Annotated in this window: 14 protein-coding genes; 6 read left to right on the top strand and 8 right to left on the bottom strand. The window is 71.0% G+C overall.

All coding sequences use genetic code 11. From position 1 onward, the window contains the following. Positions 1 to 392: 392 nt before the first annotated feature. Positions 393 to 842, top strand: a complete 450-nt coding sequence (locus tag ACFVV1_RS39215) for a PTS glucose transporter subunit IIA (protein ID WP_389999988.1) — start codon at positions 393 to 395, stop codon at positions 840 to 842. Between the two features lie 76 nt (positions 843 to 918). Beyond that, complete coding sequence (gene ptsP / locus ACFVV1_RS39210) at positions 919 to 2589, top strand: phosphoenolpyruvate--protein phosphotransferase (RefSeq protein WP_389999985.1); 1671 nt, start codon at positions 919 to 921, stop codon at positions 2587 to 2589. 62 nt (positions 2590 to 2651) lie between these two features. Here ptsP and ACFVV1_RS39205 read toward each other — a convergent pair whose 3' ends face one another. Both ACFVV1_RS39205 and ACFVV1_RS39200 read right to left on the bottom strand, forming a co-directional pair. Beyond that, positions 2652 to 3587: a hypothetical protein gene (locus tag ACFVV1_RS39205; RefSeq protein ID WP_389999982.1), complete on the bottom strand. Its 936-nt coding sequence runs from the start codon at positions 3585 to 3587 to the stop codon at positions 2652 to 2654. Between the two features lie 67 nt (positions 3588 to 3654). Beyond that, positions 3655 to 5631 carry an acetoacetate--CoA ligase gene (locus ACFVV1_RS39200; RefSeq protein ID WP_389999980.1) on the bottom strand — a complete coding sequence of 659 codons (1977 nt, stop codon included), beginning with the start codon at positions 5629 to 5631 and terminating at the stop codon, positions 3655 to 3657. A gap of 221 nt (positions 5632 to 5852) precedes the next feature. On the opposite strand from ACFVV1_RS39200, the gene ACFVV1_RS39195 reads away from it, so the two are divergent. Continuing rightward, positions 5853 to 8204 carry a glycoside hydrolase family 31 protein gene (locus tag ACFVV1_RS39195; protein ID WP_389999977.1) on the top strand — a complete coding sequence of 784 codons (2352 nt, stop codon included), beginning with the start codon at positions 5853 to 5855 and terminating at the stop codon, positions 8202 to 8204. A gap of 20 nt (positions 8205 to 8224) precedes the next feature. Here ACFVV1_RS39195 and ACFVV1_RS39190 read toward each other — a convergent pair whose 3' ends face one another. Further along, positions 8225 to 8767 carry an NUDIX domain-containing protein gene (locus ACFVV1_RS39190; protein ID WP_389999974.1) on the bottom strand — a complete coding sequence of 181 codons (543 nt, stop codon included), beginning with the start codon at positions 8765 to 8767 and terminating at the stop codon, positions 8225 to 8227. 56 nt (positions 8768 to 8823) lie between these two features. On the opposite strand from ACFVV1_RS39190, the gene ACFVV1_RS39185 reads away from it, so the two are divergent. Then, positions 8824 to 9630, top strand: a complete 807-nt coding sequence (locus ACFVV1_RS39185) for a M15 family metallopeptidase (protein WP_389999972.1) — start codon at positions 8824 to 8826, stop codon at positions 9628 to 9630. 117 nt (positions 9631 to 9747) lie between these two features. Beyond that, complete coding sequence (locus ACFVV1_RS39180; RefSeq protein ID WP_389999969.1) at positions 9748 to 10095, top strand: Mpo1-like protein; 348 nt, start codon at positions 9748 to 9750, stop codon at positions 10093 to 10095. A gap of 137 nt (positions 10096 to 10232) precedes the next feature. Here ACFVV1_RS39180 and ACFVV1_RS39175 read toward each other — a convergent pair whose 3' ends face one another. From ACFVV1_RS39175 to ACFVV1_RS39160, 4 genes are read right to left on the bottom strand one after another with little or no spacing between them, the layout of a single operon-like run. After that, positions 10233 to 10838: an ATP/GTP-binding protein gene (locus ACFVV1_RS39175; protein WP_389999967.1), complete on the bottom strand. Its 606-nt coding sequence runs from the start codon at positions 10836 to 10838 to the stop codon at positions 10233 to 10235. Next, on the bottom strand, positions 10819 to 11241 hold the full coding sequence (locus tag ACFVV1_RS39170; RefSeq protein ID WP_389999965.1) for a DUF742 domain-containing protein: 423 nt from the start codon (positions 11239 to 11241) through the stop codon (positions 10819 to 10821). The genes ACFVV1_RS39175 and ACFVV1_RS39170 overlap by 20 nt, the downstream gene beginning before the upstream one ends. A gap of 9 nt (positions 11242 to 11250) precedes the next feature. Continuing rightward, the gene (locus ACFVV1_RS39165) at positions 11251 to 11694 is read right to left on the bottom strand and encodes a roadblock/LC7 domain-containing protein (protein WP_389999963.1); all 444 of its coding nucleotides are present in this window, start codon (positions 11692 to 11694) and stop codon (positions 11251 to 11253) included. Beyond that, complete coding sequence (locus tag ACFVV1_RS39160) at positions 11691 to 14600, bottom strand: nitrate- and nitrite sensing domain-containing protein (RefSeq protein ID WP_389999960.1); 2910 nt, start codon at positions 14598 to 14600, stop codon at positions 11691 to 11693. Before ACFVV1_RS39160 ends, ACFVV1_RS39165 begins: the two co-directional genes overlap by 4 nt. A 402-nt stretch (positions 14601 to 15002) precedes the next feature. Between ACFVV1_RS39160 and ACFVV1_RS39155 the strand changes: the two genes are divergently transcribed. Then, the gene (locus ACFVV1_RS39155) at positions 15003 to 15485 is read left to right on the top strand and encodes a hypothetical protein (RefSeq protein WP_389999957.1); all 483 of its coding nucleotides are present in this window, start codon (positions 15003 to 15005) and stop codon (positions 15483 to 15485) included. 124 nt (positions 15486 to 15609) lie between these two features. Here ACFVV1_RS39155 and ACFVV1_RS39150 read toward each other — a convergent pair whose 3' ends face one another. After that, positions 15610 to 20415 (bottom strand): hypothetical protein, encoded by a 4806-nt coding sequence (locus ACFVV1_RS39150; protein WP_389999954.1) that lies wholly within the window; start codon positions 20413 to 20415, stop codon positions 15610 to 15612. Between the last annotated feature and the right edge of the window lie 41 nt (positions 20416 to 20456).

The raw sequence follows: 20456 nt of genomic DNA, 5'->3' as shown, positions 1-20456 counted from the left end.
CAGACTCTTTCGTGTCCGATTCCCGGTCGAAGCGGGGGTTGCTTTCCAGTTCTTCGCTTTCGCGTTTCCCTTTCCGGCGAGTCCGACTCTATCAGGCCTTTCCTTTTCCCTTGACCAGCCCCTTGCAGACATGCAGGTGCCGATCCAGGTTAAAGTCAGGGCTTAAAAGTCGCCGCCGACCCCCGACTCGAAGTCGTGTTGGGGCCAGGCAGGAATACGACAGTACAGGCAGACGGGAGTCGAGGCAAATCGTTTCCGGTGCCCTCCTAAGGCCGCGAACCGCCAGGACTCGGGCGGAACCGGGACTTCTTATGACTTACTCTGCTGGACAGCACGCCGTCGTCTGCAAGCCATGACGGCGCCATTCGAGCTCCACCCCTGGGAGGTTCCCCATGACCACTGTGACGTCCCCTATTGCCGGGCGTGCCATCGGGCTCGCTGCGGTACCGGACCCGGTCTTCTCCGGCGCGATGGTGGGCCCTGGAACCGCCATTGATCCCCAGCGCGAGCCGTCCGAGGCCGTAGCACCGGTCGACGGCATCGTTGTCTCCCTGCACCCGCACGCATTCGTCGTCGTGGACGAGCACGGGCACGGGGTGCTCGTCCACCTCGGCATCGACACTGTTCAGCTCAATGGCGAGGGCTTCGACCTGCTCGTGAACAAGGGGGACACGGTCACCCGAGGTCAGGGCATCGTGCGGTGGGACCCTGCGGGCGTCGAGGCCGCCGGCAAGTCCCCCGTGTGCCCGATCGTCGCGCTGGAAGCCACCGCCGACTCTCTCTCCGATGTCCGCGAGGACGGCGACGTGAAGATGGGCGACACGTTGTTCGGTTGGCAGTGACGGACCCGGCTCGATGACAGCCGACTGGATATCCACCGCGGAGGCATGGACCACCGCACAACCGGAGACGGGTGCAATGGAGACAACGCTGCGAGGCGTCGGTGTGAGCCACGGAGTGGCGATCGGCGAGGTTCGTCATATGGGTACGGCGGTGCTCGAACCACCGGCCAAGCAGATCCCTGCCGAGGAGGCGGAGCGCGAACAGGGGCGCGCTCGCCAGGCTGTGGAAGCGGTGGCGGCCGATCTGATCGCGCGCGGCAATCTTGCCGGTGGCGAGGCTCAGCATGTGCTCGAGGCCCAGGCCATGATGGCGCAGGACCCCGAGCTGATTGCTGATGTGGAGCGGCGCATTGCCGTCGGCAGCACCGCCGAACGCGGCGTCTACGACGCGTTCGCCGCCTATCGGGCGCTGCTCGCAAACGCCGGCGAGTACCTCGCGGGGCGGGTCGCCGACCTCGACGATGTGCGTAACCGGATCGTGGCTCGCCTGCTCGGTGTGCCGATGCCCGGTGTGCCGGACAGCGACGAGCCCTATGTCCTGATCGCCAGGGACCTGGCTCCGGCCGACACGGCGCTGCTCGATCCTGCACTGGTGCTCGGCTTCGTGACCGAGGAGGGCGGGCCGACCAGTCACAGCGCGATTCTGGCGCGTGCACTCGGTGTGCCCGCCGTCGTGGCGCTCCCCGGGGCCGGTGAGCTGGCCGAGGGCACGGTCGTCGCGGTGGACGGCAGCACCGGTGAGATCTTCGTCGAGCCCAGCACCGAGAAGCGTGCGGAGATGGAGAGTGCCGCTGCGGCGCGCAAGGCCGCGCTGTCCGCTTCGTCCGGTCCGGGTGCGACCTCCGACGGTCACAAGGTCCCGCTGCTCGCCAATGTGGGTGGGCCGGGCGATGTGCCGGCTGCCGTCGAGGCCGGTGCGGAGGGCGTGGGGCTGTTCCGTACCGAGTTCCTGTTCCTGGACGACAGCAAGCAGGCGCCGTCCGAGGAGAAGCAGGTCGCGGCGTACCGGGCGGTGCTCGATGCGTTCCCTGAGGGACGTGTCGTGGTGCGGGTGCTGGATGCCGGTGCCGACAAGCCGCTCGACTTCCTGACGCCGGCGGACGAGCCCAACCCGGCACTGGGTGTGCGTGGGCTGCGAAGCCTGCTGGATCACCCCGAGGTGCTGCGGACCCAGCTGACCGCGCTGGCGAAGGCGGCCGAAGGTCTGCCCGTCCACCTCGAGGTCATGGCTCCGATGGTGGCGGACCGTGCGGACGCGAAGGCCTTTGCCGATGCCTGCCGTGCGGCCGGGCTGGCGGCGAAGTTCGGCGCGATGGTGGAGATTCCGTCCGCCGCCCTGCGCGCGCGCTCGATCCTGCGGGAGGTTGAGTTCCTTTCGCTGGGCACGAATGACCTGGCGCAGTACACCTTTGCCGCCGACCGTCAGGTGGGTGCGGTGTCGCGGCTGCAGGATCCTTGGCAGCCTGCGCTGCTCGACCTCGTAGCGATGTCGGCGGAGGCGGCCAGGGCCGAGGGCAAGAGCTGTGGTGTCTGTGGTGAAGCCGCCTCCGATCCGCTGCTTGCCTGTGTCCTGACGGGGCTGGGTGTGACGTCGTTGTCGATGGGTGCCGCGTCCATTCCTTATGTCCGCGCCACGCTGGCCAAGTACACGCTCGCGCAGTGCGAGCGTGCCGCTGCCGCCGCGCGTGCGGCTGACTCCGCCGAAGAGGCGCGGGTAGCGGCTCAGGCGGTGCTGTCGGGCGAGTAGCCCCGCGGCGTCTGTGGTGAAGGGGCTCTCTGCCGATGGTGGCAGGGAGCCCCTTCGGCCTGTCAGTGGTGCGCCTCCGGTTCGTCCGTGCCGAGGTCGAAGCCCGCGCAGTACTCCACGTGTGACTCCGGGGAGACGGGTTCGCCGGTGTCGGCATCGGTGCAGTAGGCGTTGAAGACCTCGCCGGCGGTGAGCGGGGCCAGGCTGCCGCGGGCCAGCCGCCAGCCGTGGACCCGGTCCTGGGTGCCGGGGTTGCTCGTGCGGAGTACGACTCCCCCGGGCTTTTCGAGGGCGATGCCGACGGCGAGCACCGTGACGAACTCGGCTCCTTCCGCTGATTCGAGGCGAGCGGGCCCCGTGGTGTCGCGCTCGGTGTGCAGGACGGCGAGCAGGTGCTCGTTCTCGGTGGGGGTGCTGCAGACGAGGTGGTGGGTACCCGGGCCGGCCGTCTCCAGCATGCGCAGCAGGAGGTGGGAGGCCCGGTCGAAGGCAGCGCGGCCGATGTCCTGACCGCAGTCCGCGCAGGCTCCGAGGTCGGCCAGGGTCATCGTGGCGTACTCCCAGGTGGCCCGGCGGACGGCTCGGCTGACCAGGAGCGGGATCAGGGTGTCGATGGGTTGGCCGGTGTACGCGACTGTGGCGCCGGCCGAGGCGATTTCGGCGGTGAAGCGGCTACGGCTGGCGGGAGCATCGGCAGCGATTCCGGACTCGGTGCAGAACTCCGCGTACTCCTCGGGGTCGAAGAGGGCGACCGTGGCGTGCATGCCCTGTGCGGCGAGGGCCTTCAGCAGGCCCTCCACCTGCTGGAGATAGATGGTGTGGTCGTCGAAGGTGAAGGTGCGGTAGCGCCGCATCGCCGCGAAGTCCTGCTCGTCGGCCAGGAGGCCGATGGTGCTGGGTGCTTCGCGGCGCAGCGTGCGTCGCATGGATGTGCCGGACCGGAAGTACCCGCTGGTCCTGCTCGTCTTGTCGTGCTTGGTGTTCCTGGTCTGCGCCATGACTCCCCCAGTGCGCTGTCGATCATTGCTCACTCAGAGTAGTCAAGGGCACTGACAGCGCGGCCGGTCAGTGACGCTTGCGGGCGAGGTCCTCGTAGAAGTGGAGGAGTTCGAGGTTGTCGATCGAGCCGGGGCTGACCGCCTTGGCCAGGGCTGTGCCTTGCAGGAGGCGCTTGACCGGAACCTCGATGCGCTTGCCGGTGAGCGTGTGCGGAATGCCCGGGACCTCGATGATCTCGTCCGGGACATGGCGCGGGGAGAGGTTCTCCCGGATGGTCCGCTTGATGCTGTCGCGCAGGTCGTCGTCGAGCGCGGCGCCGTCGGCGAGGTGGACGAAGAGAGGCATCCAGTAGCCGCCGTCGGACTCTTCGATGCCGATGACGAGGGATTCGCGGATTTCGGGGAGCCGTTCGACGGCTTCGTAAATGTCGGCGGAGCCCATCCGTACACCCTGGCGGTTGAGGGTGGAGTCGGAGCGGCCGTGGATGATGACCGAGCCGTGTTCGGTGATCGTGATCCAGTCGCCGTGGCGCCAGACGCCGGGGTACATGTCGAAGTAGCTGTCGTGGTAACGGCTGCCGTCGGGGTCGTTCCAGAAGCGGATGGGCATGGAGGGCAGGGGTGCGGTGACGACGAGTTCGCCGACCTCGCCGACGAGGGGCTTGCCTGCGGGGTCCCAGGACTGGAGGTCCGTGCCGAGGCACGGGGCCTGGAGCTCGCCGATGTGTACGGGGAGGGTGGGGACCGCGCCGGCGAAGCAGCTGCAGACGTCGGTGCCGCCGCTGACGGAGGCGATCCACAGGTTGTCGTCCACCTCGTCGTGGAGCCAGCGGAATCCGTCGGGCGGGAGCGGGGAGCCGGTGGTGGCGACGCATTGGACGCGGGAGAGGTCGAAGTCGCGGCCCGGGTGGACGCCGGCCTTGCGGCAGGCCATGACGTAGGCGGCGGAGGTACCGAAGAGGGTCGCTCCGGTCTGTTCGACGACGCGCCACTGGGCGCTGACATCGGGGTAGCCGGGGCTTCCGTCGTACAGCACGAGTGTGGTCCCGGTGAGCAGGCCGGAGACGAGGAAGTTCCACATCATCCAGCCGGTGGAGGTGTACCAGAAGAACCGGTCGTCGGGTCCGAGGTCGCAGTGCAGGCCGATCTGCTTGAAGTGTTCGAGCAGGATGCCGCCCTGGGACTGGACGATCGCCTTGGGGAGTCCAGTGGTGCCGGAGGAGTAGAGCACCCACAGCGGATGGTCGAAGGGGACCTGTTCGAAGAGGGGCTCGGTGTCGGCGGACGTGAGGGCGGACCAGTCGAGGGTGCCTTCCGGGGCCTCGGTGCCCAGCAGCGGGATGTGGACGACGGCGCGCAGGGTGGGGAGTTCGCGGCGCAGCTCGGCGACCGTATCGGCGCGGTCGTGTTCCTTGCCGCCGTAGCGGTAGCCGTCGACGGTGAAGAGGACGACGGGTTCGACCTGTTGGAAGCGGTCGAGGACGCTGCGGGCGCCGAAGTCGGGGGCGCAGGAGGTCCAGACGCCGCCGACGGCCGCGGTGGCGAGGAACGCGATGACGGCCTGGGGGATGTTGGGGACGTAGGCGCTGACGCGGTCGCCCGGTGTGACGCCGAGCGCACGGAGTTCGGCGGCGAGCGATCCGACCCGGCGGCGGAGTTCGGACCAGGAGATGGGGACCTGAGTGTGGGTCTCGTCGACGTGGATCAGGGCGGGGGCGTCCGCGCGCAGGGGGTCCTCGGCGGTGCGCAGGGCGTGTTCGGCGTAGTTGAGAGTGGCGCCGGGGAACCACTGGGCGCCGGGCATGGTGCGGTCGCCGATGACGGATTCGTACGGGGTGGAGAACCGTACGTCGAACCATTCGGCGACGGCCTGCCAGAAGGTGTCGAGCTCGTCGACCGACCAGCGGTGCAGCGCCGGGTAGCCGCCTTCGGCCGGTGCTCCGTGCCGCTCTGCCGCCCAGTTCTGGAAGCGGGTGACGGCGGCGGCCGCGATGCGGTCGGGGCCGGGCTGCCAGAGGGGGGTTTCGTTGGCTGCTGCGGTCATGGCGGCTCCCTGACTGTACGGGTACGCGGGGTGGGCGTGGGACGCGCGCACACGTGCTGGGGTGTGCGCGTGAGGCGGCTTTTACGGACGATGCCATGTGATCGTCTCTCGCACCAGGGTTCACCACCCATGGTCGCGTGTCCGGACATGTGGTCCGGCCACGGGTGAACGGAAGTTGAACGCAGCCCGCGCCGGCCCTGTCGGGTGGCAGGGTGAGCTGCATGAACGGTCGTGACCTGGTGCGCTCGGTGAAGATGGTCGGTTCGGTGCGGGGGCTGCGCACGGTGTGCTTCTCCTGGCGGCGTCGGAATGCGGATGCGCGGGCGCTGCCCCGGCGCGGCGCGGAACGGGCGAGAGTGCCGGGCCTTGTGGTGGGGGCGGAGCCGGGGCCGGGCGGGGGCGTGGTGCGGTTCGCGCGTTCGGAGTTGCGGGTCCGGGTGGCGGTGGGCGGGGCGGTGTTCTGGGGCTGGGACGGGGCGGAGCCGTTGCCGTCGTACGCGCTGGCCGGGGCGGGGCCCGAGCCGGATCCGCGGGCCGAGCTGGAACCGGACAAGGACGGCGGCTGGCAGGTCGTCTCGGAGCGGCTGACCGTTGCGGTGTCGCGGCACGGGGCCGTGGAACTGCGTACTCCGGGCGGGGTGGTGCTCCGGCGCGAGTTGCCGCCGCGCTGGTGGGAGCCGGTCGCCGGTGATGCCGCTCGGTGGGTGCAGCGGTCCGAGGTGCCGGCGGATGCCCGGTTCTTCGGGCTCGGCGGGCGGGCGTCCGGGCCGCGGCTGCGGGACGGTGTGTACAGGCTGTGGAACACCGATCCTGGTGGGAGCTTCGGGCCGGGTGACGATCCGCTGTATCTGACGATGCCGGTGCAGCTGGTGGTCTCCGACGCGGGGACGCATCTGGTGTTCCACGACAACTCCTGGTCGGGGCGGGTGACGCTGCGCGAGGGCGAGGAGGGCGCGGGATCCGGCCATGACCGTCCGGGAATGTGCGAGGTGCGGATGGACGGCGGGCCGCTGCGCTGCTGGGTGATGGCCGGCACGCCGGCGCGCGTACTGCAGAGCTGGACGGCGCTGACGGGTGCGCCCGCGCTCCCGCCGTCCTGGGCGCTGGGTCCGCAGCATGCCCGTTGGGGCTTCGGGAGCGAACAGGAGGTGCGGCGGGTGGTCGCCGGGTACCGGGAGCGGGGGCTGCCGCTGTCCGTGCTGCATCTGGACATCGACCACTACGACACGCATCGGGTGTTCACCGTTGACCGCGAGCGCTTTCCCGATCTGCCGGGACTGGCCAAGGAGCTGCGGGAGGACGGGGTGCGACTGGCGTCGATCGTCGATCCCGCGGTGAAGGCGGAGCCGGGGAACGCGGTGTTCGACTCGGGCAGGGCGGTCGGGGGCGACGGGGCGTTCGTCCGGGACGCACGGGGGCGGGTGGTGCGCGGGGAGGTGTGGCCGGGTGAGTGCGTGTATCCGGACTTCACCGATCCGCAGGTACGGGAGTGGTGGGGCGGGCTGTACGAGGAGCGGCTTGCTCAGGGGTTCTCCGGCGTGTGGCATGACATGAACGAGCCGGTGTCGTTCGCGGCGTTCGGGGAACCGACGTTGCCGCGGTCGGCGCGGCACTGTCTGGAGGGCCGCGGGGGTGATCACCGCGAGGCCCACAATGTGTACGGGCTCGCCATGGCGCGTGCCGGGTACGAAGGGCTGCGCCGGCTGCGGCCGGAGGAACGTCCGTTTTTGTTCTCACGTTCCGGTTGGGCGGGGATGCAGCGGTACGGGGGTACCTGGTCCGGTGATGTGGAGACCAGCTGGCCCGGGCTGCGGGCCTCCCTGGCACTGGTGCTGGGGCTGGGGCTGTGCGGGGTTCCGTATTCGGGCCCGGATGTGGGCGGGTTCGGCGGGTCGCCGTCGCCTGAGCTGTATCTGCGGTGGTTCCAGCTGGGTGCGTATCTGCCGTTGTTCCGTACCCATGCGGCGATCGACGCGGGGCGGCGGGAGCCGTGGGAGTTCGGGCCGCGGGTGCTTGAGCATGCGCGGGCCGCGTTGGAGGAGCGGGAGCGGCTGCGCCCGTACTTCGTGACCCTGGCGCAGCTGGCCCGGCTGACGGGTGCGCCGTATGTGCGACCGCTCTGGTGGGGCGCGCCCGGTGAGCGGGCGTTGCGGGAGTGCGAGGACGCGTTCCTGCTGGGTGACGCCCTGCTGGTGGCGCCGGTGTTGGAGCGTGGTGCGGACCGCCGGGCGGTGCGGTTGCCACGGGGGCGTTGGTACGACACGGCGACGGGTGAGGTGTACGAGGGGCCGGGTCAGGTGTTGCTCGACGCTCCGTTGTCGCGGGTGCCGGTGCTGGCGCGGGCCGGTTCGGTGCTGCCCGTGCGGGGCGCGGACGGGGGCGTGGAGCTGGAGGTGTGGGCTCCGGCGGCGGGGCGCAGTGGGGGCGGTCTGGTGGTCCGGGACGCGGGTGACGGCTGGGAGCGGGCGGAGGTCGAGCGGTATACGTCGCGCCTGGTGGACGGGACGGTTGTGGTGGAGCGGGAGGGTGAGGAGGGGCCGGTGAACGGCCCCGTGCGCGTGCGGGGGTTGTAGGACGCGGCGGGCCGGCCGGGTCAGTGGTAGCCGCCCTCGAACCACGCGCGGACGGCCCGGGTGTGCAGGGGGAAGGCGAGCTCGGTGGGTGCCCGGAGCAGATGGAAGCCGGAGGTCTCATCGGTGGGCGCGGAGGGCGGGAGCGCGCCGGCTGGGCGTTCGGGGAGCAGGCCGAAGAGGAGCAGATGGCCGTCCGGGGCGCTCAGGGCGTCGGCGAGGCGGACGTCCTCCTCGTCGGCTTCGATGCGGGTCTCCTCGTGCAGTTCACGTACGACGGCGTGTTTCCAGTCCTCGTCGTGGTCGATGAAGCCGCCGGGGAGAGCGTGGCAGCCGCGGTGGGGCGGGATGGTGCGGGTGATGACGACGAGTCCGGTGCCGTCCGGGTCGGTGACGGGGAGCAGGGCCACGGCGACCGGCAGCGGGTTGCGGTAGGCCGTGTCGCCGCAGACGGCACAGGTGCGGGGCCAGGCGACGGGGGACGTCGACGCGGCGTACGGTGCTCCGCAGCTGCCGCAGTGGGAGTCCTTGGCGGGTTTCTCGGAGTTGCTCGTGGGTGCGGACACGCGCGGACTGTATCCGATCGCCTGCAAGGCTCCCCGTACTACTGGATTATGTGCTCATGACAGGTCTTGCTTCCGCTTTCCGTGTCCTGGCCGCCGCTGCCGCCACCCTGCTCGCCGTCGCTGCCACCGCCCCCGTGGCACAGGCGAGGCCCGAGCCGAAGGCTCCCGAGGAGTTCGTCGCGCTGCGCTCGGTGGATCCGACGATCATTCAGGAAATGCGCTACCCCACCGCACACAATTTCATGGGCGTTCCGGTGGAGGGATATCGCCAGCCGCTCTGCATCCTGGCCCGGCCCGCGGCCCTGGCCCTGCACCACGCGCAGACCCGGCTGCTGGAGCAGGGCTACTCGCTGAAGGTGTACGACTGCTACCGGCCGCAGCGGGCGGTCGACCACTTCGTGCGGTGGGCGAAGGATCTCGACGACGAGACGATGAAGGGAGAGTTCTATCCCCACGTGGACAAGACCCGGCTGTTCGCGGACGGTTACATCGCGGAGAAGTCCGGACACAGCCGCGGCAGCACGGTGGATCTGACGCTGGTGAGACTGCCCGCCACGCCGACCGGGCCGTATCTGCCGGGCCGGAAGCAGGTGCCCTGTTACGCACCCCAGGCCGAGCGCTTCCCGGACAACTCCGTGGACATGGGCACGGGATTCGACTGCTTCGACACGCTCTCCCACACGGATGACCCGCGCATCCAGGGAACTCAGCGCGCCAACCGGCAGTTCCTGAAGAAGACGCTCACCGACGCCGGCTTTGTGAATCTGGCCGAGGAATGGTGGCACTACACCTTCAAGCCCGAGCTGTTCCCGGACACCTTCTTCGACTTCCCGGTGGCCAGGAGGTCCGTCGCGGGGCACTGAAACGAGTGCGGAGAAAGAGCGGCCGGGACGCCCCTCCGCGGGTTCCGGCCGCCCACTCTCCCTCTCGGACGCGGATCGGCCGTTTCCGGTTGCCGCTCGAGCCATTACGGTGCCCGTATGCCGCAACAGACATTCGATTCCTACGAAGAGTTCTGGCCCTACTACGTCGCGATGCACTCCAGGGCCGCGACCCGCTGGGTCCATCTGACCGGCACCCTCACCGGGCTCGCGGTCACCGCGTACGGCCTGGCGCGGGGACGCAAGAGGTACGCGGCCGCGTTGCCGCTGATCGGGTACGGGACCGCTTGGCCCGCGCACTTCCTGATCGAGAAGAACAATCCGGCCACCTTAGGACATCCTGCCTGGTCACTGCGGGGCGACGTACAGATGATCCGGATGATGCTGGCAGGCCGCGACCGGGAGCTGGCGGAGACCGCCGCCAAGTGGCTCGCCGACAACCGCTGACCGTTGCTGTCCGCAGCCTTGACGGCCCATCATGCCGGGTGAAAAATCCTTGCTCAGTCACGCAGAGACGCGCGGCCCGTACCCCGGTCGGCGGGGGTGCGGGCCGCGTTGCTGTGTTGTCGTCACCGTACGGGCCGTCACATCGTGGCGGGCTCGCGGGGGTGCTCGGCGCGGGCCAGCGCATGCTCGACGACCGTCACCAGCACGTCCCGCGCGGAGGAGCGGTCGCGTGCGTCGCACATGACAACCGGAACCTCGGGGTCGAGGTCCAGTGCCGCCTGCACCGTCTCGGTGGCGAACTTTCCCGCTCCCTCGAAGCAGTTGACGGCGACGGCGAACGGAATCGCACGGCGCTCGAAGTAGTCGACCGCCGAGAAGCACTCCTGCAGCCGCCGGGTGTCCGCGAGCACGACCGCGCCCAGCGCGCCCTGAGCCAGTTCGTCCCACAGGAACCAGAAACGGTCCTGCCCCGGGGTGCCGAAGAGGTACAGCACCAGGTCCTCGCGGAGGGTGATCCGGCCGAAGTCCATGGCCACGGTGGTGGTGGTCTTCGCCTCCACGCCCGCCAGGTCGTCCACCGGGCGGCCCGCCTCGCTGAGTCTCTCCTCCGTACGCAGCGGCCTGATCTCGCTGACCGCGCCGACCAGAGTCGTCTTGCCCACTCCGAAGCCGCCCGCCACCAGGATTTTCAGGGTAACGGGCTCAACGGGCCGCCTGTTGCGGCTAGAGCGCCCGAAGGCCATTGATCACCTCGCGAAGAATGTTCACGTCCGGCAGCTCTGCCGGCGGAACGGGACGGGTTACGTGCACCAGCTCGTCCTCGACGAGATCACCGACCAGCACCCGGACCACCCCTACGGGGAGGTCCAGGCCGGCCGCGAGCTCGGCGATCGACTGGGGCATGTCACTGCAGAGTTCGACGATCTCCACATGTTCCGGGGAAAGCGTCTGGTCCCGGCCGGGGTCGTCCGCCGCGGGTTCGGGGACGACGACCGCGATCAGGTCGAGCCGATGACGGGAGGCGCTGCTGGTACGGCCCCTGGTCATCGCGTACGGACGGACCACGGGCCCCGCATCGGCGTCGTACCAGCGCGATGCCTGCGGGTCCGTGGACGTGGCCGGAGATCTGGAGGAGTCAGCGCTCATGCCGTCCACTCACCCCCCGGCGGCCGATCCGGTCGTCCGGGGAGCGTTGGCCAGGTGGGCACCGACACGCTTGACCATCAGCGTCATCTCGTACGCCACCTGGCCGACGTCGGAGTCGGCATCGGCCAGCACGGCCAGGCAGCTGCCGTCACCGGCCGCCGTGACGAAGAGGAACGCCTCGTCGAGTTCGACGACGGTCTGGCGGACTCTGCCCGCGTCGAAGTGGCGTCCCACTCCCTTGGCGAGGCTGTGGAATCCGGAGGCGACGGCTGCCAGATGTTCACTGTCCTCGCGCGTCAGGCCCTCGGACGTACCGGTGGCGAGGCCGTCGCTGGAGAGCACCAGCGCCTTGTGGATGCTGGCGACGCGCTCGACGAGTTCGTCGAGCAGCCAGTTCAGCCGGTCGGAGCCCTGGCGTGCGGCGTCGGGTGCTGCGGCGTTCGGTGCGGTCATCGACCGTCCCCTCCCGGAGTGGTTCCTCGTGCTGTGTCACCGGGACCGGTCACGTCCTCGGCGTTCTGCCGCCGGCCGCGCTGCCAGCCACGTTGGAGCGAAGCCATACGACTGCGTACCTCGTCCGCATCGCGTTCGAAGTCCTGGTCCGGTTCCGAACGGGACGGCTCCGCATCGCGGCCGCCGGAGACTTCGCGGAGCTGCGGGACGAGGCTCGCCTGCCGGATGCGCCGGGGCAGGCCGCCCACTGTCTCGGGGGCCGCGCTCGGGGCTGTCGCAGGCGCGGGTTCGTCGAGCGTGGCGGACTCAGCCGCTGGAGCGGGCTCGGTGGGTTTCCGGAAGCCGGTGGGCTCCCGGGGTTCGGTGGGTTGCCGCGGCTCGGTGGGCCCACCGGTGTCGGCGGCGGAGCGCCACGGGCCGGCGGCCGACGGCCTGATCCCGGCATCTGTGGTGGGAGCCTCCGGGCTGGGTGAGCTGTCGTGCTCGGCGGTCGTGGAGTGGGCGCGCCCCGCCTCGTCGACCCGACGGCCGTTGTCGGTGACCAGGGTCGGCGGTCTGCGGCGGGGCAGCGGAACCGGGCCGCCCGGGCGCATCGCCCGTACCCCGGCCTCGGGCCGTCCCGCCTGGTCTGATGCCTGCTGGTGCTGTTCGCGGTCACCTTCGCGCCGGAGGTCGCGGGCCCGGAAGATGCCGCCGCGTTCGCTCTCGGTGTCGTCGATGTCGGACGCGCCGCCCAGCAGGGGTTCCAGGAGGGGATCGAGCACGGGATCGCTCTCGAAGCCCAGCGCTTCCACGGGCCCTTCGAGCTCCACGGGCCCGTCCAGGAGGGCCGGGTCCACGAGACCGGTGGGAACGGGGGCGAGGCCGGAGGGCCTGCCGGTGGCCCGGCGGTCCGGCACTCCCTCCCTGCGGTCCTTGTCGCTGCCCGGTCCCTGGCCGGCCGCCTTTCCGCCGCTGCCGATCGACTTCTCGGACCGGCGGTCGAGGCGGAATCCGGTGCCGTGGGTGTCCGGGGCGTCGGTGAGCAGCGCCGCCGGGATGAAGACGACCGCGGTCGTGCCACCGTACGGAGAGGTCTGCAGCGAGACCCGGACGTTCTGCCGCTGAGCGAGGCGGCTGACCACGAAGAGACCGAGTCGGTCGGTGTCTGAGAGCTCGAACTCGGGGGTCTCGGCGAGCCTCAGGTTGGCGTCGAGGAGGACATCGGGAGCCATGCCGAGTCCCCGGTCGTGGATTTCGAGCGTGAAGCCGTTGGCGACGCGTTCGCCGAGCACCTGCACCGCGGTGTGCGGGGGCGAGAACACGGTGGCGTTCTCCAGGAGTTCGGCGATCAGATGGGTGAGGTCGGCGACGGCGGGGCCGCCCACACCGATGCGGGGCAGCCGGCGGACCTCGATCCGCTCGTAGTCCTCGACCTCGGCGACCGCTGCCCGAACCACGTCCATCAGCTGGATCGGCTTGCGCCACTGACGGGACGGTGCGGCGCCGGAGAGGATCACCAGCCCCTCGGCATGGCGTCGCATGCGGGTGGTGAGGTGGTCGAGGCGGAAGAGGTCCGCGAGTTCATCGGTGTCCTCGGTGCGGCGCTCCATGGTGTCCAGGAGCGTCAGCTGCCGGTGCAGCAGCACCTGGTTGCGGCGGGCGAGATTGACGAAGACCTCGGACACGCCGCGTCGCATGTCCGCCTGCTTGACCGCGGCTTCGACGGCCGCCCTTTGCAGGGTGTTGAGTGCCTGACCGACCTGGCCTATCTCGTCCCGTTCGTACTGGAGGTGCGGTGCCTCGGTCTCGACGTCGACCTGTTCACCGGCGGCGAGGCGGCGCATCACGCTCGGCAGCCGTACGCCCGAGACCTCATGGGCGTCCTTGCGGAGCCGGGAGAGGTCACGGATGAGCTCGCGGCCGATGCGTACGGAGACGAACACCGAGGCAAGCAGGGCGAGGAAGCCGAGAACGCCCGCGATACCGGCCTTGATCAGGACGCTGTAGCCGGCCGGCCTGCCGCGGTCCTGGAAGCGGTTGTTCATCTCGGTGGAGTCGTTGGCCAGCCGGTCCAGGACGGACGGGGCCACCTCCTGCCAGCGCTCGGCGTCGACCGCCCGGGGGTCCTGGGTGGGACCGCCATTGATGAGCGCGCTCTCCGCGGTCCGCAGCGCTTCGCTGTCCGGGCTCGCCCAGAACTGCTCCACGCGTTGACGCTCCGACGAGGGAAGCATCTCGCCATTGATCTCGTAGAGCAGCTTGCGATTGGCCACGAGGTCGGAAATCTGTCGCAGTTCGGAGGCGGTGAGCCGGCCGGCGATCAGCGCCGACGCGACCAGGGCGTCTTCGCGGGAGAGCATTTCGCGGGCTCGTGAGATGCCGACCAGCGCGCGGACCTGCTTGTCCATCGACACGTTCTCCATCGTGCGGAGACCGGTCAGAAAGCGGTAACAGGGGTCTATGAGACGGTCGTAGAACTCCATCGCCTTCAGCCGGTCGATGGTGCGTCTCTCGACCGAATCACGGAGCGCGCCAAGACCCTCGACCGTGCCGAGAACCGAGTTCAGCTGCGTTTCGTCCTCGGGCCGCAGTGCGTTGCGAATGTCCTTCTGCCGTGCGCTGTCCTGGACATCCGCCACGACGCGGTCGGTGACCGCTCGTTGGCGCTGCAGGAGGGGGAGGGCATTGGACGCCCTGGGGTCGGCGAGAAAGACCAGGGTCTGACGGCGCTCGTCCTGAATGGCGCGGACGGTGTCCTCCAGAGGATGACCGACCTTCTCCACGATGGTGCTCGCGCTCATCAGGTGGCTTGCCTCACGCCCCGTCAGAAAAGTGGCGAATCCCCAGAGTCCGGTGAGGGAGACGAGCGGCACCAACAGCAGCGCCACGATCTTCCTGCGGATGGACTTCCCGCGAAAGCGCATGGCCTCCCCCAGACCGACCCCTCGGGCCGGGGGTCGTGTTCCGTCAGCAAACGGCGTGAGCCTACTACTGGCAGCGAGGCAACTCGAAGAGATGTCCGGGACGTTTTTCAGCCTCACTCCCCAGCGTCGATCGCGAGTTGTCCGGGTATTCCGTGCTATGAAATCCGCGAAAGCGGCAGAAGAGACCTGTCAGAGCATCGCACTGTCCGGGAGGGCAGTTGGCTGGAATTCTTCGTTCGATGACGGTTCGAGGGAATCTTCTCGGCCGGTCACTCGTCTCTCTGTACGGGCAGGGGAAACACGGGGAGTGCTCAGGGCAGGATGGTCCGATCCGCCCGCGTAGAAACGGCGCATGCCGGGCAGCAACCCTGAAGTCGGGCAGCGGTGGGGAGTTGAGAGTCCTTGGATACGGAAGAGCGTCGGAGCCCGGTGTCGTCGGCACCAGTCGCGGCGGCGGCCTCGGCAGCGACCGGCGGGGCGAAGATTCCACGCCAGGAGCGTCGGCAGCTCTGGGTGGAAGAGCCCGCGACACGTCGGCGGATGCCGGACCCGGTCCGTACGGCTGCCGTGCGTGCCGTGCTCATCATGTCGCTGACGATCATCCAGGCCATGGTGGCGTTCCTGTGCACGCTGACGGAGTCCTGGCTGTCCTTTCCGCTGATGCTGAGCAGTGTGGGCAGCACGGTGGTCGCGACCTGGTCGGTGCTGGATGTCTGGGTCACCCGGCAGGTCTGGAATCAGCGCAACGGTGTGGTGTCCGTGCCGAGCAGTTCGGCGCGGCAGTTGCGCCGCGAGCGGCGCAGAGCCCGGCGGGCGGCGAGGTCCGCGCAGCGGGACGATGCACGGATACGCCGCCGGCGCGCGGGCAGCCTTTCGCAGGCCTGAGCGGCGTCGGCCCGAGCGGCGCCGGGCCCTGGCAGTGCCCGGCCCGTCCGGTGCCGGGTCCGTCCGGCGGATCAGGCCGGGTTCGGGGCTCTCGTCCTTGCCGCTTGCGCCCTGATGCTCGTCGTTACTCGTCGGACGAGTTCAAAGAGGGCGTCCGGGCGGTGTCGGGCGGTGTCGTGGAGCGCTTGAACATGCGGGTGGCGGTGATCTCGCCGTGCACCGTCTCGCCGTTCGGGTCCTGTTGCGGCAACCCGGGGCGAAGGTGCTCCTCCACTCTGATGTACTTCAGCCCGGCCCGCAGGTCCGCGTCATTGCGCAACCGGATCACCAGCGGGAATTCGGCGAGCGCCGTCGTGTCGAACAGACCGGTCGTGTAGAGCAGCTGCACACCGAGGGCGTCCGACACCGCACGCTGGAGTTCCAGCAGATAAGTGGCGTTGGCGCGGCCGATGGGGTTGTCCAGGAAGAGCGTGCCCGCGTGCCGGTGCTGGTGCCGGTCACGGCCCCGGTCGTTGCTGCGCAGTGCGGCCATCGTGCAGTACAAAGCGATGGCGGCGGTGAGCAGCTGGCCACCGGAGAAGACATCGCCCATCTGTCCGACCGGGACGCGCTCGGCGCGGAGCACCGCGTCCGGCTTGAGGATCTCCACGGCGATGCCCTTGGGCTCCAGCGCCGCCTGCACACCGCGCAGCAGAAGGGACATGCCGTCCCTGCGCAGATCGGAGTTCTTCTTCAGCGCGGCACGGGTGGCCTCGTCGACGACCTCGCCGAGCCGCTCGGTGAGCGTCGCCTGGTCGGGTTCCTCGAAGCGGATCCGGAGGAACTCCTGGCCGGACCACTCCCCCAGTCCTTCGGGGAGCCGGGAGAGGCGCTGGGCGGAGCGCAGGGTGGTGAGCGCGGACTCCACGAGGCCGCGGAGCCGGTCGACGATGGAGTCGCGGTTGCGCTCCAGCTGGGCCAGTTCGTCGGTGAGGACCCGGAGCCGGGGCGCGAAGGCGGCGGCCCACTTCTCGGCGTGCTCGGGAAGCGCCGCGGCCAGCAGCTCACGGATCTGCTGGCGGGCGGGGGTGCGGACCTGTTCGTAGCGGCTGGAGTTGGCATGCCGTACGAGGACGTCGCTCGCTTCCCGTACGGCGCTTTCGGCGGCGGACAGGTCGGCGGCGCAGCCACGCAGTGAACGGCGGGCCTCGGCGGCGGACTGCCGGGCCTCGTCGAGGCTGCCCGGGTACGGCTCGGGGGCCTCGGTTTCGTCGTCCGCGCCGTGGTCCCTGAGGAGGTCGCGCAGGAGTGCCGCGGTGTCGTCGAAGCCGCCCGCCGAGTCCTCGGCGGTGCGGTGGGCGTGCAGCAGCTCGGCGTGGGCTGCGCGGGCGGTGTCCAGGGTCGCGGTGGCGGAGGCCAGTTCGGCCGTGGCGGTACGCAGGAGGGTCTGGGCCTGCTCGGCGTCGGCCGGAACCAGCTCGTCGGGGAGATCGGTGTGGTGGGTCTCGCCGTCGACCGGGGCCAGGCGCTCGGCCTCGCCACGCAGCCGGCCCAGCTGCTCGCTCGCGGTGGAGGCCCTGGTCTCCAGGAGCTGGACCAGGGACTCGGCGCGGGCGGCGGCCGCCTGCCGGGACGGTCCGTCGGCGCCGTCCGTGCCTTCGAGGAGCTGGGCGGCGCGGGTGCGGACCTTGTTGGTGAGCCGGTCCAGCTCGGCGAGAGCGGCGCTCTCGTCGCTCTCCGCGCGGGCCTGTTCGGCGCGCAGATCGGCGCCGACGCCCACCTTCTCGTACAGCTGGGATGCGGCCCGGTAGGCCTCCCGCAGCGCCGGGAGCGCGGGGCGCGGGGTGTCCGTCCGGGGCTCCGGAAGGTGCTCGGGCGCGCCCGCGATCTCGGCTCGTTCGGCGCGCAGGGCGCGGGCCGTGCGCCGGGCGTCGTCCGCGGCGCGCTGGGCGGCCCGGCGGTCCTCGTCGGCGGCGCGGGCCCGTTCCAGACAGACGGTGGCACGGGCCTCCGACTCGGCTGCTTCGTCGATCAGTTCGCGCAGCTTCGCCTGCCAGCCCGACCGTTCGCGGAGCCGGAAGGCGAGGCCCGCGAGCGCGTCGGCGGCACGGCGGGCGCGCTGAGCGGCCTCCTGGCGTTCGTCGCGGACACGGGCGGTGTCCGATGCGGCCTCGTCGGCCTCGGCACGCACGGTACGGGCTTCGGCGAGCGTGGCCGCCGCCGTCTCGGCGGCCGTTCGCGCGGTGCGGGCTGCCTCGGCGAGTTCGGCGAGCATGCCGGGCGGACAGTCGGCGCGCCACGAACCGATACGGGCGGCGAGGGAGCGGTCGGCCGTGAGACGGGCCGCGAGGGTACGGATGCCCTCGTCGCGGGCGGCGGCCCTGCTCCTGAGGGCCTGCCGCTCCTCGTCGGCGGCGTGTTCGTCGTGCATCGCCGGGTTCGGCGGGACGAGGAACACCCCTTCCGTGCTCGCGCCCGAGCCGGTGGTGGGGACAGGTGCCAGCAGCGCGGCAGCGGTGCCCACGGCGACGGCGGAGCGCGGCAGCAGGGCGGCGCCGCTCAGGACCTCGCGGGCGCGGGCGTGCGAATCGGGGTCGGTGATGACCACGCCGTCGACCAGTTCGGGACGGGCGGCGAGCACGGACGCGTGGTCGGCGGGGTCGACGGCCTGGGCGAGGTAGCGCCAGCCGGGCAGGGCCGGGATGCCGTGTTCGCCGAGGTACTCGACGGTGGCGAGGACGTCGGGGCCGGGCGGCAGCAGCCCGCCGTCGCCGAGCGCGCCGAGGATGCGGGAGTCGTCGGCGGCCGCGGTGCGCAGTTCGAAGAGGCGGCGTTCGGCGGAGGCGATGCCCTGGTCGAGCAGTTCCCGCAGTTCGTCGGCGCTCCGGTCGAACTCCTCGGCAGTGAGCGGCTGTTCGCGGGCGGCCGGCTGTTCGGCCGTGACGATGTGCGTGCCGTACGCGGACTGACCCGCGTGGCCGGGGTGGCTTGGCTGACCGGCGTGGTCCTGGTGCCGGTCCTGGCGGTCCGCGCCGTGCGGGGCGTCCAGGTCCGTCTCCGGGCCGGCCGCACCGCGGCGGGGCCCGGGTACGCCGGTGCCCTGCGCGGAGGGCAGGCCGAGCAGGTCGGCCAGACGGTGGTCGGCGGCGATCGACTCGGCGGCCCTGAGCTCGGCCTCGTAGGACTGTTCCGCCGCCTGTGCGGCATCGGCGGCCCGCGCCGCCGCCAGTTCGGCGCGGCTCTCGGCGGCTGCCGCTTCCCTGGCCAGGTCGGCTGCCGAGCGGGCGGCCTCCCTCGCGGTGTCCCACGCGGCGACGGCGGACCGCTCGGCGTCGCTCGCGGCGAGGGCCGCGCGGGCCGGGTCGGCGTCCGGCGCGGTGTTCTCGAGCCAGCCGGCCCGTACCGCCTCTGCCGTCTCCTGCTCGACTTCGGCGAGGCGCTGGCGCAGGTATCCGGCCTCGCTGCGGGCGCGCTGGGCCTCGGTCGCGGCGGTGGTGGCGTCGCGGTGGGCGGTCTCGCCCGCCGCCTGAAGCGTGTCGGAGCGCTCCTCCTCCTCGTTGGCCAGCGTCTCGCCGGCCTGGGCCGCGGTGTGCAGGGCCCGTACGAGATCGGCGGCGGCCTCGGCGCGGGCGGCGAGCGCGGGCGCGGCGTCCCGCTCGGCCTCGCGAATGGCGACGGCGACCCGTGCGGAGCGGTCGGCGGCGGCACGGTGGCGCAGTACGGCCTCGGCGGCCTGCCAGGCGGAGTACAGGGTGCGGGCATCGACCAGTTCGCGGCGCTGGGCGGCGGCGCCCTTCTCCGCCGCGGTCAGGGCCAGCGAAGCGTGGCGGTAGGCCAGTTCGGCCGCGATCAGGGCGCTGCGGCTGCGGGCCTGTTCGGCGGTGGTGACGGTGTGGGCCGCGCCCGTGACCTGCTGGGCCAGCTCGGCGGCCCGGCCGCGCTCCTGGCCGGCGCGGCCGGAGAGCCTGCGGGCGAGCGTGCGGGTACGGCGCTCGGCCCCTGCGTGGATGTCGCGGGCGCGGGAACGGGTGCCCGTGGCCTCGACGATCCGGCCGAGCAGATCGACCGAGCCCGCGGTGAAGTCGCGCTCCGCGGTCAGTTCGGCGCGGCGGCCCAGCTTGTTGCCGAAGCCGCTCACCAGGTCGGCGAGGCCGTCCGTGTCGCGGGTGTCCGTGACGGCGCGCAGGAGCAGGTCGGTGAAGTCGGAGTCCTTCTTGACCGCGAAGAGGCCCGCTGCCTCGCCCTCGTCGGCGTTCATCTCGCGCTGGTAGCGGAAGAGTTCGGGGTCGAGGCCGAGGTCTCCGAGGTGCTCGTTCCAGCGGTCGTGGATCTCTTCCCAGTGCACATCGAGGTGCTGGTAGAACTTGCCCGCCTCGGTCAGGGCGTCGCGGAAGCCCTTCATCGTGCGCCGTCGGCCCTGCGCGCCGGAGGCGCCTTCGACCGGGCGGTGCACGGAAGTGGCCTCGGCGACCGGCAGGGAGTCCAGGCTGAGCCCTGGACCGGGGCGGAAGGAGTACCAGGCCTCGGCGAACTTCCGCGGGTCGTTGGAGACCTGGCGTCCACGCCACTCGCTGACCTTGCCGACGACCACGCACTCGCCGGTGAGGGTGTGCTGCCATTCCAGGGCGACATGCCCACAGTCGTCGGCGAGGAGGAACTTGCGCAGTACGCCGGAGCTGGCGCCGCCGAGGGTATTGCGGTGGCCGGGCAGCATCACCGAGAAGATCAGCTTCAGCAGCACCGACTTGCCGCCGCCGTTCTCCAGGAAGAGCACCCCGGCGGGGGCGGGGCGGCGCGGCGGGCCGACCGGCTCCTCCTCGAAGAACTCCGCCTGGGCCGGGGCGGGATGGGGCACGGGCTCGCCCACCCCGCGCAGGTCGAGCACGGTGTCGGCATAGCGCGCACCGGCCGGCCCGATGGAGTAGAGGCGGACCCGGGACAGCTCGTACATGGCGGCGGACTCTCGTCGTTCAGGCAGCGGGGGGAGACGGC

Origin of the sequence: Streptomyces sp. NPDC058092 (assembly GCF_042884935.1) — a bacterium.
GTDB lineage: Bacteria > Actinomycetota > Actinomycetes > Streptomycetales > Streptomycetaceae > Streptomyces.
Note: the sequence above shows the minus strand (reverse complement) of the source record. Positions and strands in the feature narration are given on the sequence as shown.

Coding starts and splice junctions, on each gene's coding strand:
- ACFVV1_RS39215 (WP_389999988.1), top strand. CDS start 393: ATGACCACTGTGACGTCCCCTATTGCCGGGCGTGCCATCGGGCTCGCT.
- ACFVV1_RS39150 (WP_389999954.1), bottom strand. CDS start 20,415: ATGTACGAGCTGTCCCGGGTCCGCCTCTACTCCATCGGGCCGGCCGGT.
- ACFVV1_RS39195 (WP_389999977.1), top strand. CDS start 5,853: ATGAACGGTCGTGACCTGGTGCGCTCGGTGAAGATGGTCGGTTCGGTG.
- ACFVV1_RS39160 (WP_389999960.1), bottom strand. CDS start 14,600: ATGCGCTTTCGCGGGAAGTCCATCCGCAGGAAGATCGTGGCGCTGCTG.
- ptsP (WP_389999985.1), top strand. CDS start 919: ATGGAGACAACGCTGCGAGGCGTCGGTGTGAGCCACGGAGTGGCGATC.
- ACFVV1_RS39175 (WP_389999967.1), bottom strand. CDS start 10,838: ATGGCCTTCGGGCGCTCTAGCCGCAACAGGCGGCCCGTTGAGCCCGTT.
- ACFVV1_RS39180 (WP_389999969.1), top strand. CDS start 9,748: ATGCCGCAACAGACATTCGATTCCTACGAAGAGTTCTGGCCCTACTAC.
- ACFVV1_RS39205 (WP_389999982.1), bottom strand. CDS start 3,587: ATGGCGCAGACCAGGAACACCAAGCACGACAAGACGAGCAGGACCAGC.
- ACFVV1_RS39170 (WP_389999965.1), bottom strand. CDS start 11,241: ATGAGCGCTGACTCCTCCAGATCTCCGGCCACGTCCACGGACCCGCAG.
- ACFVV1_RS39165 (WP_389999963.1), bottom strand. CDS start 11,694: ATGACCGCACCGAACGCCGCAGCACCCGACGCCGCACGCCAGGGCTCC.
- ACFVV1_RS39185 (WP_389999972.1), top strand. CDS start 8,824: ATGACAGGTCTTGCTTCCGCTTTCCGTGTCCTGGCCGCCGCTGCCGCC.
- ACFVV1_RS39200 (WP_389999980.1), bottom strand. CDS start 5,631: ATGACCGCAGCAGCCAACGAAACCCCCCTCTGGCAGCCCGGCCCCGAC.